Source organism: Achromobacter sp. T5-5, assembly GCF_055397965.1.
This window is the reverse complement of the sequence record NZ_AP027919.1, coordinates 3,376,726-3,390,705: the sequence shown is the minus strand read 5'-3', so window position 1 is coordinate 3,390,705 and position 13,980 is coordinate 3,376,726. Positions and strand designations below refer to the sequence as shown.

Genomic DNA, 13,980 nt, shown 5'->3' with positions numbered 1-13,980 from the left:
AGGCGCATCGGAAGATGCGCCTTTTTTTTCGTATGGCTCGCCAGACGGCGGCATTGCGCCGTCTTCAGGCCGCGATGCGTTGTTCCGGCTGGTCGGCCTGGTAATGCGCGATCGCGGCGCGGGCGAGGGCGTCGATGGAATCGGTCAGCGTCACGCCCAGGCTGGCGCGCAGGGCGTGCGGGACGGCGAGGGGCAGCTCGGTGCAGCCCAGCACCACGGCGTCGGCGCCGCGCGCCTTCAGGCGGGCGATGCATTCGGCGGCGGGCGCGAAGGCGTCTTCGAGCTGGTTGCCTTTGACGGCGCGGATCGAGCCCATGCAGTAGCGTTCGACTTCGTCGTCATCGGGCACGATGCATTCGTAGCCCTGGGCCAGAAGGTGGCGCTGGTAGAGGCCGAGCTTGAGCGTGGCGGCGGTGCCCATCAGGCCGATGCGGCCGCTGGGCAGGCCCAGGCGGCGCAGGTCTTCGATGACGGCTTCGATGATGTGCAGCACCGGCAGCGGCGTCGAAGCGGCGATCTCGTCGAACCACAGATGGGCCGTGTTGCACGGGATGGCGATGAGCTGGGCGCCGGCCTGCTCCAGGAAGCGCACGCCGTCCACCATGTGGGGCAGGGGGTTCTCGCCGCCCGCCATGTAGGCGCTGGAGCGGTCGGGAATGCGGGGATCGTTGCGCAACAGCGTGGGAATGTGTTGCTGGTCGATCGTGGCGGGGGTCAGCGCCGCCAGGCGGAGGGCAAAGGCCGCGCCGGCCATGGGCCCCATCCCGCCCAATACACCCAGGTAGCAGCCCTGGGAAAACGTCTTCACTTTATGTACTCCGTGCTCATGCATCACCGGGCGTCAGGACCTGGCCCGGGCGTTCGGCGCCCGTCCGTTCCCCGTCCCAGACCTGCCTGCCATTGACCCACACGGCGTGGATGCCCCGGCTTGCCTGAATGGGAGCTGAAAAAGTGGCCGCGTCAGTGACGGTGGCGGGATCGAACAGCACCAGATCGGCATGATACCCCTCTCGCAGCAGGCCGCGCCCGGCGACGCCGTATTGGGCGGCCGCCAGCCCGGTCATTTTGTGGATGGCGGATTCGAGCGTCAGCAGTTGCTGCTCGCGCACGAGGGTGCGCAGCACGTTGGTGAAGGTGCCCCATTGGCGCGGGTGCGGATGGGGATCGAAGGGCAGGCCGTCCGAGCCGACCATGGTCAGCGGATGGGCAAAGATGCGCTTGACGTCGGAGGGGTCCATCAGGAAGTAGATGGCGCCGGCGGGCGCCAGCCTGGCGACGGCCGCCTCGTCGTCCAGGCCCAGCTCGGCCATGACGTCGCTGAAGTCGCGGCCGGTTGCGTCCGGGTAGCCCTTGGACCACGTGATCATCGTGCGGCTGGCGAGCCGCGCGCGGTCCAGCCGCAGCATGGTCGACGTGGCGGGGTAGGGATGGCAGTCCAGGCAGACGGGCTGCGAGGCCGCCGCGCGGCTGATGAGGTCCAGCGTCTCGCGGGTGCGGCCGTGGTTGCGTTCGCCCGCCAGCTTGTGGTGCGAGAAGACGACGCGGCAGTCGATCTCGCGGCCGATGTGCAGTGCCTCTTCCATGGCGGGCACGATGTGGTCGGCCTCGTCGCGCAGGTGGGTGGCGTAGATGCCGGCGCGGCCACGCAGCGGCAGGCACACGTCGACGATCTCGTCGGTGGGCGCGGCGCTGGCCGGCGGATAGAACGTGCCCGTGGACACGCCGAACGCGCCGGCATCCAGCGCTTCCTGCAGCAGCGCGCGCATGGCGGCCCGTTCGGCGCCGTTGGCCGCGCGCGCGGTGTCGTCCATGACGGCGACGCGCAACGTGGTGTGGCCCACCAGCGGAATCACGTTGACGGCCGCGGGCGTGGCCCGCAGCGCGTCCATCCAGGCGCGGCAGGTGTCAAAGCGGAACAGCTCCGGCGGCCCCAGCAGGTCCAGCGGCTGCGGGATCTGGGTGCGGGACAGGGGCGCCAGGCTGATCCCGCAATTGCCGGTGACGACGGTGGTGATGCCCTGCGACACCTTGGGCCGCATGTCGGGATGGGCCAGGAGGTAACCATCGTCGTGGGTGTGCGAGTCGATGAAACCCGGCGCCAGGACCTGGCCCCGCCCGTCGATGACCGGTACGCCATCCGGGTGGGCGAAGCCGCCCACCGCCGCGATGCGCCCGCCGCGCACGGCCAGGTCGCCCTGGCGCGCGGGCCCGCCCGATCCGTCGATGAGCGTTGCGCCCGCGACGATGAAGTCAGCCTGCAAGGTGTCTGCCGTCATGACGCTGGCTCAGTCGAGCTTTTCGATGCCGGCCGTGTCGATGATCTGCTGCCATTTGGCGGTTTCACGATCGATCAGCTTCTTGAAGTCGGCGGGGGAGCCGGTGGCCGGTTCGGCGCCCAGCGTGGCCAGGCCCTGGCGCACTTCCGGCGCCTGCAGCGCCTTCTGGACGGCGGCGTTCAGCGAGGCCACCACGTCGTCGGGCGTGCCCTTGGGCGCCACCACGCCGCCCCAGGCGACGGTTTCATAGCCCTTCAGGCCGGCTTCGTCCAGCGTGGGCACGTCGGGCATCATCGGCAGGCGCTTCAGGCTGCTGACGCCGATGGCGCGGACCTTGCCGCTCTTGACCAGCGGCGCGGCCTCCGAGGTGTTGACGAACAGGTAGTCCAGGCGGCCGCCGAGCAGGTCCTGGATGGCGGCCGGGCCGCCGTTGTAGGGGATGAACATCACGTCCACCTTGGCCATGCTCTTGAAGAGCTCGCCGCCCATGTGGCCCGTCGTGCCCACGCCCGACGCGCCGTACGACAGGCGGCCCGGTTCCTTGCGCGCGCGATCGATCAGGTTCTGGACGCTCTTGACGGGCGAGTCGACCGGGACGATCAGCGCGTTGTAGAGATCGAACATGTGGGCGACCGGGGTCAGGTCTTTGTCGACGTCGTAGGGCAGGCGCTTGAAGAGCGAGCGGTTCACGGCCAGCGTGTTGATGTTGCCGTAGCCCACGGTGTAGCCATCGGGCGCGGCGCGCTTGATCAGCGCGATGCCGATGTTGCCGGCGGCGCCGGGGCGGTTTTCGATGACCATCGTGGCGCCGGTGTCACGGGCGATCTGGGTGGTGATCAGGCGCGACAGCACGTCGGGCGATCCGCCGGCGGCGGACGGGACCACGAAGGTGATGGGCTTGTCGGGATAGCCGGCCGCCGAGGCCGTGCCGCACAGGGCGACGCTGAGCGCCGCCACGGAAAGGCTGCGGAAGAACGTGTTGCGCATGGTGGATTTCCCCTGATGTTGTTTTGTGGAGCGGGCAGATTACACCCGGCCATGCGGCACTGCGTCATCGAAAAATGTCTCAAACCTATAATCCCCCGTTATTGGAAAAGGGGAAGAAATGGAAGCGGATGCGTATGCCGATGAGGTGGGTCCGAGTGCGGGGCGGCCGCTAAACCTGCGCCAGATCGAGGTGTTCCGCGCCATCATGATGGCCGGGTCGATCAGCGGGGCGGGGCGCATGCTGCATGTGTCGCAGCCGGCGGTGAGCCGGGTGCTGGCCCTGACGGAGAACCGCCTGGGCTATCGCCTGTTCGAGCGCGTGAAGAGCCGGCTGTCGCCGACGGCCGAGGCGCGGCGCCTGTATGCCGAGGTCGAGCAGGTGTACGGCGGCATCCAGCGCGTGAACGACCTGGCCGCCAGCCTGGGTCAGTCGGGCGCGGGGATGCTGAAAATCGTGGCCAGCGCCAGCTTCGGCCAGCGCCTCATCCCCATGGCGCTGGAGCGCTTCCGCGGCCGCAATGCCGGCGCGCGGGTGGATTACCGCAGCGTGACCTTCGACGAACTGGCGGCGTACTTTCTATCCGGCCAGGCGGACATCGGCATTTCCATGCAGCCGCCCGACCATCCGAACCTGACCTCCGTCCGTCTCGCGCAGGTGCCCGTGATTTGCGTGCTGCCGCCCGGCCATCCGCTGGCCAGCCACGATGCGATCCTGCCGGAGGATTTCTCGTCGGCGGCGTGGATCGGCTACCCGCGCGACACGCCGCTGGGGCGCGCGCTGCAGCCTTTCTTTGGCGAAGGTCCGCGCTGCGCGGCCGCCATCGAGGTGCATTCTCCCGTGACGGCCTGTTCGTTCGTGCAGCAGGGATTGGGGCCGGCGCTGGTGGACGCGTGGTGCGTGACGCCGGACCAGGCCGCGCACATGGCGCTGCGCCCGATCAAGCCCGAGGCCAGCGTCGAAATCTGGGCGACCCATTCCAACCTGACCGCGCCGCCTTTGCTGGCGCGGCGCTTCCTGGCGGCGGTGAAAAAGACGCTGGAAGGTCAGGTGCTGCCCGGCGTGACGCCGGGATGAGTGGCGCCGCGATATGTGGCGCCGCGATATGTGACGCCGGGATGAGGCGGCCCGGCAGCGCGGTGCGTTACAGCCCTTCGGCCTGCAGCGCAGCCTTGACGCCGGCGTCGGCTTCCATGCGCGCATGGAACGTGGACAGGTTGTCCAGGCCCGACAGGTTCACTTCCTTGGCGCGCGCCCAGCGCAGCACCACGTACAGGTAGGCATCGGCGATCGACGGCGCGCTGCCCACGAGATAGGACTTGCCGGCCAGTTGCGCGTCCAGTTGCGCAAACAGCTTCGTCAGCAGCGCCGAGGCGGACGCGGCCAGTTCCTTCTGCGCGCTTTCGTCCTGCAGGTAGCGTTGCGCGCCGAACAGCAGGGAGAAGGTCTTGTGGAGGTCGGAGTTGATGAAGCCGACCCAGCGGCGCACTTCGGCGCGCGAACGCGGGGTGCCGTCGCCGAGCAGCTGGCTTTCCGGAGCCTGTTCGGCCAGGTATTCCAGGATGGAGACGTTCTGCGTGAGGGTCCAGTCGTCCACCGTCAGCGCAGGCACGGCGCCCAGCGGGTTGATCTGCAGAAACTCGGGGCTTTTGAGGGCTTCGCGGCTGAGCTTGTGCGTTTCGTACGGCTTGCCGATCCACTCCAGAACGATGTGGGAAGCGAGCGAGCACGCGCCGGGCATGTAGTACAGTTTCATGTGATGGAGTCTCCTGACAGGAAGGACGGGAGAGCTCCCGTCGCTGGGCGCTATGGTACGCCAAGCGGGCGCGCCATTCGCCGGCACCCCGCGCCTCTCTGTCATGCCTTCCGCGCCCGCATTCCAACCTGTTGCCGCCGGAGATGTCCATGCCGTCACGCACCGCCGCGAGCACGCGCGCGATTCCCTTTTTCCTGTCCTTGACGCTGGCCTGCGCCGTAGCGCCCGCGATTGCGCGCGCCGCGCAGGAACCGCCCTCGGCGCCGGCGCGGGTAACGCCCGTGGTGGGCGGCCTGGACCATCCCTGGTCGATGGCCTTCCTGCCCGATGGCGGCATTCTCATCACCGAACGCCCCGGGAACCTGCGGCTGCTGCGCACGCCCGGCGGGCTGTCCAAGCCGCTGGCCGGCGTGCCCAAGGTGGCCGCGCGCGGGCAGGGCGGCCTGCTCGATGTGGCGCTGTCGCCGGACTTCGCGACCGACCGCTATGTCTATCTGGCCTATGCGGAAGCGGACGGCGGCAAGAGCGGGACGGCCGTGGGACGTGGGCGCCTGTCCGATGACGCCAGCGGCCTGGAGGATTTTCGCGTGTTGTTCCGCCAGGAACCCAAGCTGTCGTCCGGCCAGCATTTCGGGGCGCGCCTGGTGTTCGATGGCAAGGGTCACCTTTACATCGCGCTGGGCGAAAACAACCAGCGTCCCACCGCGCAGGACCTGGACAAGCTGCAGGGCAAGGTCGTCCGGCTCAAGGTCGACGGCACCGTGCCCGCGGACAATCCCTTCGTTGGCCGGCAGGGCGCGCGGCCGGAAATCTGGTCGTACGGGCATCGCAATCCGCAGGGCATGGCGCTCAATCCGTGGACGGGCGACCTCTGGGAAAACGAGCACGGGCCCCGCGGCGGCGACGAGATCAACGTGGTGCAGCCGGGCAAGAACTATGGCTGGCCGCTGGCGACCCACGGCATCAACTATTCGGGTCTGGCCATTCCCGAGGCCAAGGGCGAGACCTTGCCGGGCATGGAGCCGCCGGTCTTCTGGTGGCCGAAGTCGCCCGCCATCAGCGGCATGGCCTTCTATGACGCGGACCGGTTTCCGGCGTGGCGCAATTCGGTGTTCATCGGCGCGCTGGGCAACCAGAACCTGATCCGCCTGACCGTCGACGGCAACCGCGTGATCGAAAAGGAAACGCTGCTCGACGACCGCAAGCGCCGCATACGCGACGTGCGGCAGGGGCCCGACGGCTATGTGTATGTGCTGACGGATGCTTCGCCGGGTGAATTGCTGCGGTTGGCGCCCGCCGAAACGGGAGGGTGACCGTCATGAAAACCTACGAACTCATCGGGTCCGCGGGCTGCGGCTCCGCCATCATCGAAATGGCGCTGGTGCTGGCCAACGTGCCCCACACGCTGACGAGCGTGCCCTACCTGAAGCCCGGTCCCGAGCGCAACCGCCTGTTGCGGCTCAATCCGCTGGGCCAGGTGCCCACGCTGGTCCTGCCCGACGGCGAGGTGTTGACGGAAAGCGCGGCGATGATCCTGCACCTGAACGACGTGGCGCCCGAGGCGGGTCTTGCGCCCGCGCCGGGGCAGCCGGAACGGGCGCGCTTCCTGAATTTGTTGATGCGCATCGTGGCGGCGATCTATCCCACTTTCACGTACGGCGACGATCCTTCGCAGTGGACGACGCCGGGCCCGGCGGTGGATCTGCTGCGCGAGCGCGTGCACACGCGACGCGCCGTGCTGTGGCAGGAACTGGAACGGCAGGCCGGCACGCCGCACATGCTGGGCCGGCGGTTTTCGGCGCTGGACCTGTATGTGACCGTCATGACGCACTGGCGCCCGGGGCCGTCCTGGTTCAGCGCCATGTGCCCGGCCCTGACGGCGGTGGCGCGCGAAGCGGCGCTGGAACCGAACGTGGCCAGCGTGTTGCAGCGGCACTTTCCCCCGCCCAGCGAATAGCGCGGGCGGGCGGCCCGCGGCGTCAGCTTGCGGCCCGCCGGCGCGACTTGCCCCGCGCCTCGCGCACGGCGATGTACACGCCGCTGCCCGCAATGAAGAGGGCGCCCAGGTAGGCATAGGCGTCGGGCGCCTCCCGCCAGAAGATCCATCCCAGGATCGTGGCCCAGACCAGGCCCGTGTAGTCGAAGGGCGCCACGACCGACGCGGGGCCGATGCGGAATCCCTGCGTGATCAGCGCCAGTCCCAGCGTGCTGAACAGCGCGACCGCGCCGAAATACGGCAGGTCTTCGACGGCCGGCGCGCGCCAGACCCACGGCAGCCCGACCGCGCTGCACACCAACTGACCCAGCACGATGTAGAAGGTGGTGGTCAGCATGCCTTCGGCGCGGTTGATGCCGCGCGCCGTGATCATCATGACCGCGTAGAGCAGGGCGGTGGTCAGGGGCAGCAGCGTCGCCGCCTGGAACGCCTGCGTGCCCGGCCGTACCACGATGAGTACGCCGGCAAAGCCGGCCAGCACGGCCAGCCATCGTTTTCCATCCACGCGTTCTTTCAGGATCAGCACCGACAAGGCCGTGACGAACAGCGGCGCGGCGAACGCGATGGCCGTGGCCTCGGCAAGCGGCAGCGCCTGCAGGCCCAGGTAGAAGCAACAGGCCGACACCACATTGATGGCGCCGCGCGTCAGGTGCAGGCCGGGCTGCGTCGTGCGCAGCACGCGGCGTCCGCCCAGCCAGAGCGCCAGCGCGGTCACGAACGGCAATGCGATCAGCGCCCGCAGGAACAGGATCTGCAGCGGGTTGTAGTGGGCGCCCAGCCACTTGGCGTTGGCGTCGCTGAGCGTCAGAAAGAAGATGCCGCCCGCAACGCAGGCGATGCCAGCGGCGGCGGAGTGTTCACGGACGGCGGGTAATGCGGTGGAGGGGGACATCTGAAGCCTGCAAAGTCGGCGGTTCCTGCCGCCGGGGGGAGGGAAAGCGGGAAAGCGGCCTTAGCCCTGGGCGCGATAGGCGGCCAGCGCGACCATGGCCCAGGCGGCCAGGAAGGCGGTCCCGCCGAATGGCGTCACGGCGCCCAGCCAGCGGACGCCGGTCAGCGACAGCACGTACAGGCTGCCGGAAAACAGCACGATGCCCACGAACATCACGAGCCCCGCGGCCGACAGCAGCGGCGAGCCGAAACGCGTGCCCAGCAGCGCGATGATGAACAGGCCGAGGGCGTGGACCAGGTGGTACATCACGCCGGTCTGCCAGACGGCCAGGAGGTCCGGCGTCAGCAGCCGCTTGAGCCCGTGCGCGCCGAACGCGCCGGCGCCCACCGCCACCATGAGATTCAACGCCGCGAGTATCGTGAGCTGCCGGTCCGTCATTGCCAGTCCTTGTATGAGATGCGAGGGGGAAATTTGCCGCCGCCTATGATAGGCCGAAACCTCGGGCCGGACAGGCGCATGGCGGGGGCGGCGGCGGGTCTTGAATGGGCATTGGGTGGACCCTTGATGCGCCCCTTGGCCAGCGCAACCCGGCCTTGCCCAGGTATTTCCAAATGGGATATTATAAATTCAATATGGAAACCCAGCCGCTGGTGGACCGTCCGCCTGCCCGGGCCGGCAGTCCCCTTCGCGGCGTCAGGAGCCCCCCATGACCATCGCCCTTGCCGACAAGTCCCCCGCCAAGCGCGGCGCCAGCGCCAAGCGTCCGCCGCGCCATCCCACGGCCCGCGCCAAGCAGCTTTTTCGCGGCCTGATCGACAGCCCGCTCATCGACATGGCGCGCGACGTGCGGCGCGGCCTGCCTGCGCAGATGGTGGACGACGCGGCCGACTACCTGCAGGTTCCCAAATCCGAAATCATGGCCATCACCGAGGTCAAGGCGGCATCGCTGTCGCGCTGGACGCGTGAAGGGCAGGCGCTGCCGCTGGGCGAATCCGACCGCCTGGCCCGTGTCGCCCGCGTCGTGCGCGTCGCCCGCCAGGTGCTGGGCAGCGACGAAGAAGCCGTGCTCTGGCTGAACACGCCCGTGCCCGCCCTGGGCAACGTCAAGCCGCTGTCCCTGCTGACCTCCGACGCCAGCAGCCGCATCGTCGAAGACACGCTGGCCCGCGCCGCCGCCGGCGTCTACGCATGACGGACTTCGTCTCGTTGTGGCGCATCGGCACGACGGCGGGCAAGTACCGGGCGGATGACCTGAGCGGCGCGGGCGCCGCCGCCGTGGGCGGGCGTTACAACAGCCCGGGAACGCCGGTGGTGTATGCGTCCGCGAGCGTGGCGCTGGCGGTGCTGGAGACCGTGGTCCACTTTGCGGCGCGCGCGTCCGAACACGCCAACCGCTACCTGATCGAACTGGCGGTGCCCCACGCGCTGTTCGAGGCGCGCCAGGCGCTGTCCCTGACCCAGTTGCAGGAAGACTATCCGTTCTGGGATGCGGTGCCGTTCGCCGAGGCCTCGCAGGCGGTCGGCGACAACTGGGTGGCATCCGGCGTGTCGGCCCTGCTTGAACTGCCCAGCGCCATCGTGCCGTACCGGGGCGTTCCGGACTGCAATTTCCTGATCAATCCCGCGCATCCCGATGCGGAGCAGATCGTGGTGGTGCGGCGGGAACGCTTCATCTACGACCCGCGGCTGCGGCCGGCCTGAGCGCCGGGGCGCGCCCGTCGTCGAGCGCGCCACCGCGTGATCCGCGCCGCGGCGTCAATCCACCGTCAGCACGGCCCGGCCCACGACCTTGCCGGCGCGCAACGAGGCCAGCACGCTGTCCGCTTCGGCCAGCGCATGGCGATGGACCGGCATCGGCGGCACCTTACCGGCCCGCACCAGTTCCATCAGCTCCTTCAGCTCGGCCAGGTTGCCCACGTAGCTGCCGATGATGGACAGGGCCTTCATCGGGATCAGCGCGATGGGCCAGGTGGATCCGCCGCCGAAAAGGCCCACGATGATGAGCTTGCCGCCCTTGGTCAGGAAATCGAAGGCCAGCGACGTGGTGGCGGGCGCGCCCACCAGGTCGATCGCGGCCTGCACGGGCTTGCCGCCGGCCGCCTGGATGATCTGTTGCGCCGCGTCGGGCGCGGCGCCGTCGATGGCGGCCAGCGCGCCCGCGTCCAGCGCCGCCTGGCGCTTGGCGGGGTCGATGTCGACCACGATGGCGCCCGCGCCGCCCAGCGCCTTGATGAGGGTCAGGCACATGAGGCCGAGTCCGCCCGCGCCGAAGATCACGACGGGATGTTCGCGGTAGACGTCGGCGCCGATCTTTTTCAGCGCGGAGTAGGTGGTCAGGCCCGAGCAGGCATAGGGCGCGATCTGCGCCGGTTCGAGGTCGCCGATGTCGATGAGATAGCGGGGGTGCGGCACCAGGATGTGGTCGGCGTAGCCGCCCGCGCGGTGCACGCCCAGGCAGGCCGGCGCGGTGCAGTGGTTTTCCATGCCGGCCATGCACGACGGGCACTTGCCGCAGCCGATCCACGGATACACGAGATAGTTGCGGTCGGGGGCGAGTCCCTGCGCGTCGGGCCCGGCCGCCACGACGGCGCCCACGGTTTCGTGGCCCATGGTCAGGGGCAGGGACACGCCGCGGTCCTTGAGCGACAAGGTGCGGCCCTGGCCGAGGTCATAGCCGCCTTCCCACAAGTGGATGTCGCTGTGGCATACGCCGGCCGCGCGCACCTTCAGCAGCACTTGCGACCCTTGCGGGGTGGGCGTGGGCTGGTCCATTTCCTGCAGGGGTTCGCGGAAATTGACGACGCAATAGCACTTCATGGATGTCTCCTTTGTATGTTCGCTGCGCCTTGCGGCCGGACGCGAGCCCGGCGCGCCGGCGGGATCTATTTCTTGACCAGGGGGCACTCGCTGTCGGTGAGCGACACGAAGACCTTTTCGCCCGGCACCGTGGACAGGATGCGGTAGTAATCGTTCGGATGCTTGGCGTCGGCGGGCTTTTTCACTTCAACCAGATACAGGTCCATGATGACGCGGCCATCTTCGGGGCGCACCCGGGCATTCTTGATCAGCTTGGTCGTGATGGGCAACTCGCGCATCTTCTGGTTGACCGCCGCCCCGTCGAAGGTGCCCGCGGCCTGCGCGGCCTGCAGGTAATGGGTGGTGGCGACGTAGCTCAGGGCCTGGACGATCGACGGCGCGCGCGTGACGCCCATCTTCTTTTGCCAGCGCTGGGTCCAGGCGCGCGTGTCCTCGTCGGCGTCCCAGTAAAAGCCCGTGGGAAAGGCCAGGCCCTGGGCGACGGGCAGCCCCATGGCGTGCACGTCGTTGATGAAGGTGAGAAACGTCAGCATGCGCTGCTTGCCGCCGCCCAGGCCGAACTCCTGCGCCTGCTTGATGAGATTGACCAGGTCGCCGCCGGCGCTGGCCAGCCCGACCACGTCGGACTTGGAGGACTGTGCCTGGATCAGGAACGAGGCGAAGTCCAGGGCGCCCAGGGGATGGCGCGTGCTGCCCACGACCTTGCCGCCCGCGCCCTCGACAAAGCGCGACGCGTTGCTCTCCAGCGATTTGCCGAACACGTAATCGGTGGTGATGAAATACCAGCTCTTGCCGCCGCTTTCGACGACGCTCTTGACCACGGCGTTGGCCAGCGCATAGGTGTCGGGCGCCCACTGGGTGCTGAGGTTGCTGCACTGCTTGCCGCTGAAGTCGCCGGCAAAGCCGCCGCTGATGAGGGCGGTGCCGCCTTTTTCGCGCGCCACGCCCTGGGCGGCAAGCCCGGCCGAGCTGGCGCCGCCGTCGACGACCGCCACCACGCCCTGCGTATCGAACCACCGGCGCACCAGCGCGGACGCGACGTCGGCCTTGTTCTGGTTGTCCGCGCCGACGACCTCCACGGTCTTGCCGGCCACTTTGCCGCCGAAGTCTTCCACGGCCATGCGCACGGCCATTTCGGAGCCCAGGCCGCCCAGGTCGGAATAGATGCCGGAGCGGTCGTTGGATACCCCCAGCCGCACGACGTCGGACTGGGCTTGGGCCGCGCAGGCGGCCAGGGCGGCGGCAAGGGCCGCCAACACGGGTTTGATACGCATCTGTCTGTCTCCCAGCCCGTGGACGGGCCGTTTTTATTGAATGTGATGGATGACGCGGCAACACGGGAAGGCGGCGCCGGTCTCCAGCCGGCTGAAATTTATTTCTTATTGGTGAATGTAAATTCCTGTGCAAGAATTTATGTACCTGACCATGAAAAGTCAACACGGTGGAACACCTTAGTTCCTTAGTTCCCTAGCCCCCGTAGTCCCGTAGTCCCTTGGTCCGGACGCGGGAAATCGGACGCCACGAAGGAGGGCCGACGCAGTGGAAGTCAAGCTAGTCGCGCGGACGCTGGAATTGATCGAGCTGTTTGCGCACACGCGCCGTCCGATGCCGCTGACGGAGCTGGCCCAGGGCCTGGGTGCGCCGATGTCCAGTTGTCTGGCGCTGGTGCGCACGCTGGTCGCGCGCGGCTACCTGTACGAAGTGCGGCGCCGCGCGGGCTACTACCCGACCGCCAAGCTGCACGCGCTGGCCGGGCAGATCCTGGCGGGCGATCCCTGGCTGGAGCGGGTGCGCCCGCGCCTGCTCGTCCTGCGCGACGCCGTCGACGAAACCGTGATGCTGGGAAAGATCCAGGACGGCGCGGTGGTCTTTCTGGACGTGGTGGAATCCACGCAGCCCGTGCATTACGCGGCCCGGCCGGGCGAGCGGCGGCCGCTGCACACCAGTTCCGTCGCCAAGGCCATCCTGGCCCGCCTGCCGGCCGCCGAGCGCGAGCACGTGCTGGCGGCGGCGCAATACACGCGCTACACGGACAGCACGTTGACGACGCGTGACGCGCTGCTGGCCGACGTGGCGCGCGCGGCCGAACGGGGGTGGGCGTCGAACGTGGGGGAGAGCGTGGTGGACCTGACCGGCCTGGCCGTGGCGCTCGACCTGGGCGGGGAATGGTATGCGCTATGCCTGGCCGGGCCCACGCCGCGGGTGTGGGGCCAGCATGAGGCAAAACTGGTTCACATGCAGGCGGCGGCCGAGGCCATCCGGCGCGACCGCGAAGGCTGAGCGGGCGGCACCGCGCAACATGGCCGCGCGCTAGGCGCCGCGGCGCACCAGCGTCGACTTGCCGAACAGGCTTTCGATCAGGTCCACGGCCAGTTCGGCAGTGCGGTTGCGCACATCCAGCGCGGGGTTGAGTTCGACCACGTCGAGCGAGCGCATGAGGCCGGTGTCGGCGATCATCTCCATGCAGAGCTGGGCCTCGCGGTACGTGGGGCCGCCCATGACCGTGGTGCCCACGCCCGGCGCGATTTCGGGGTCCAGGAAATCCACGTCGAAGCTCACATGCAGGTGGGTCTGGGCGTCCAGGCCGGCCAGCGCGGCCTGCATGGTGGCGCGCATGCCCATTTCGTCCAGGTAACGCATGTCGAAGACCTCCATGCCGGCGTCGTGCAGCAGCCGCTTTTCGCCCGGGTCGACGCTGCGGATGCCGATCTGGCGCATGCAGGCCGGGTCGATGTCCGGGCAGACGCCCGACATGCCGGTCAGGGGCGCGGGTCCGTTGCCGCACAGGCAGGCCACCGGCATGCCGTGCAGGTTGCCGGTGGGCGTGAGCGTGTTGGTGTTGAAGTCGGCGTGGGCGTCCAGCCACAGGATGCGCAGCTTCTTGCCCGTGGCGCGGCAATGGCGCGCCACGGCGCTGATCGAGCCGATGCCTAGGCTATGGTCGCCCCCCAGCAGCACGGGCAGGCGGCCGTGGGCCAGCTCCTCGTGGACGGCGTCGTGCACGGCCTGGTTCCAGGCGGCCACTTCCGCAAGGTGGCGGTAGCCATCCACGGGCGGCAGCCAGGGGTTGGCCGGGCCGTACAGGTTGCCGCGGTCGCGGACCTGGTAGCCCAGGGCCTCGATGACCGGGCCCAGGTTCGCGACGCGCAGGGCTTCCGGGCCCATCGAGGCGCCGCGCGCGCCGGCGCCGATGTCGGTGGGCGCGCCGATCAGGGTGACGTCGGCGGGCAAGGCGGGGGTGTTGGTCAAGTCGTGGGC

The 13,980-nt window shown here is 68.9% G+C and carries 15 protein-coding genes; 6 read left to right on the top strand and 9 right to left on the bottom strand.

Annotated features, from left to right (window positions below):
• Positions 1-64: 64 nt before the first annotated feature.
• From cuyB to ACZ50Q_RS15400, 3 genes are all read right to left on the bottom strand, one after another.
• Complete coding sequence (gene cuyB, locus ACZ50Q_RS15410; RefSeq protein ID WP_464082001.1) at positions 65-754, bottom strand: cysteate racemase; 690 nt, start codon at positions 752-754, stop codon at positions 65-67.
• Positions 755-824: 70 nt separating this feature from the next.
• Positions 825-2,276: an N-acyl-D-amino-acid deacylase family protein gene (locus tag ACZ50Q_RS15405; protein WP_464078878.1), complete on the bottom strand. Its 1,452-nt coding sequence runs from the start codon at positions 2,274-2,276 to the stop codon at positions 825-827.
• Positions 2,277-2,285: 9 nt separating this feature from the next.
• Positions 2,286-3,263, bottom strand: coding sequence for a Bug family tripartite tricarboxylate transporter substrate binding protein (locus ACZ50Q_RS15400; protein WP_464078877.1), 978 nt, complete (start codon positions 3,261-3,263; stop codon positions 2,286-2,288).
• A 118-nt stretch (positions 3,264-3,381) separates the two neighbouring features.
• Here ACZ50Q_RS15400 and ACZ50Q_RS15395 point away from each other — a divergent pair, with 118 nt between their 5' ends.
• A complete protein-coding gene (locus tag ACZ50Q_RS15395) occupies positions 3,382-4,338 on the top strand; it encodes a LysR family transcriptional regulator (RefSeq protein ID WP_464078876.1) in 957 nt (318 codons plus the stop codon).
• Between the two features lie 67 nt (positions 4,339-4,405).
• On the opposite strand, the gene ACZ50Q_RS15390 is transcribed toward ACZ50Q_RS15395, so the two are convergent.
• Positions 4,406-5,017: a glutathione S-transferase family protein gene (locus tag ACZ50Q_RS15390; protein ID WP_464078875.1), complete on the bottom strand. Its 612-nt coding sequence runs from the start codon at positions 5,015-5,017 to the stop codon at positions 4,406-4,408.
• Between the two features lie 149 nt (positions 5,018-5,166).
• Here ACZ50Q_RS15390 and ACZ50Q_RS15385 point away from each other — a divergent pair, with 149 nt between their 5' ends.
• Both ACZ50Q_RS15385 and ACZ50Q_RS15380 read left to right on the top strand, forming a co-directional pair.
• Complete coding sequence (locus tag ACZ50Q_RS15385; RefSeq protein ID WP_464078874.1) at positions 5,167-6,330, top strand: PQQ-dependent sugar dehydrogenase; 1,164 nt, start codon at positions 5,167-5,169, stop codon at positions 6,328-6,330.
• A 5-nt stretch (positions 6,331-6,335) separates the two neighbouring features.
• Positions 6,336-6,974 carry a glutathione S-transferase family protein gene (locus ACZ50Q_RS15380; RefSeq protein ID WP_076522107.1) on the top strand — a complete coding sequence of 213 codons (639 nt, stop codon included), beginning with the start codon at positions 6,336-6,338 and terminating at the stop codon, positions 6,972-6,974.
• A gap of 22 nt (positions 6,975-6,996) precedes the next feature.
• Here ACZ50Q_RS15380 and ACZ50Q_RS15375 read toward each other — a convergent pair whose 3' ends face one another.
• The gene (locus ACZ50Q_RS15375; RefSeq protein WP_464078873.1) at positions 6,997-7,905 is read right to left on the bottom strand and encodes a DMT family transporter; all 909 of its coding nucleotides are present in this window, start codon (positions 7,903-7,905) and stop codon (positions 6,997-6,999) included.
• Positions 7,906-7,965: 60 nt separating this feature from the next.
• On the bottom strand, positions 7,966-8,343 hold the full coding sequence (locus tag ACZ50Q_RS15370; RefSeq protein WP_076520970.1) for a DUF423 domain-containing protein: 378 nt from the start codon (positions 8,341-8,343) through the stop codon (positions 7,966-7,968).
• Between the two features lie 268 nt (positions 8,344-8,611).
• On the opposite strand from ACZ50Q_RS15370, the gene parS reads away from it, so the two are divergent.
• Entirely contained in the window at positions 8,612-9,097 is a 486-nt protein-coding gene (gene parS, locus ACZ50Q_RS15365) for a type II RES/Xre toxin-antitoxin system antitoxin (protein WP_076520969.1), read from the top strand.
• Positions 9,094-9,606, top strand: coding sequence for an RES family NAD+ phosphorylase (locus tag ACZ50Q_RS15360; RefSeq protein ID WP_076520968.1), 513 nt, complete (start codon positions 9,094-9,096; stop codon positions 9,604-9,606). The genes parS and ACZ50Q_RS15360 overlap by 4 nt, the downstream gene beginning before the upstream one ends.
• 54 nt (positions 9,607-9,660) lie before the next feature.
• On the opposite strand, the gene ACZ50Q_RS15355 is transcribed toward ACZ50Q_RS15360, so the two are convergent.
• Together ACZ50Q_RS15355 and ACZ50Q_RS15350 are read right to left on the bottom strand one after the other, a co-directional pair.
• Positions 9,661-10,722, bottom strand: coding sequence for an alcohol dehydrogenase (locus ACZ50Q_RS15355; RefSeq protein WP_464078872.1), 1,062 nt, complete (start codon positions 10,720-10,722; stop codon positions 9,661-9,663).
• 65 nt (positions 10,723-10,787) lie between these two features.
• Positions 10,788-11,996 carry an ABC transporter substrate-binding protein gene (locus ACZ50Q_RS15350; RefSeq protein ID WP_464078871.1) on the bottom strand — a complete coding sequence of 403 codons (1,209 nt, stop codon included), beginning with the start codon at positions 11,994-11,996 and terminating at the stop codon, positions 10,788-10,790.
• Positions 11,997-12,261: 265 nt separating this feature from the next.
• Here ACZ50Q_RS15350 and ACZ50Q_RS15345 point away from each other — a divergent pair, with 265 nt between their 5' ends.
• Positions 12,262-13,002 (top strand): IclR family transcriptional regulator, encoded by a 741-nt coding sequence (locus ACZ50Q_RS15345; protein ID WP_464078870.1) that lies wholly within the window; start codon positions 12,262-12,264, stop codon positions 13,000-13,002.
• A gap of 30 nt (positions 13,003-13,032) precedes the next feature.
• Here the strand turns inward: ACZ50Q_RS15345 and rocF are convergent, their stop codons facing one another.
• Complete coding sequence (gene rocF / locus ACZ50Q_RS15340) at positions 13,033-13,971, bottom strand: arginase (RefSeq protein WP_092575784.1); 939 nt, start codon at positions 13,969-13,971, stop codon at positions 13,033-13,035.
• Between the last annotated feature and the right edge of the window lie 9 nt (positions 13,972-13,980).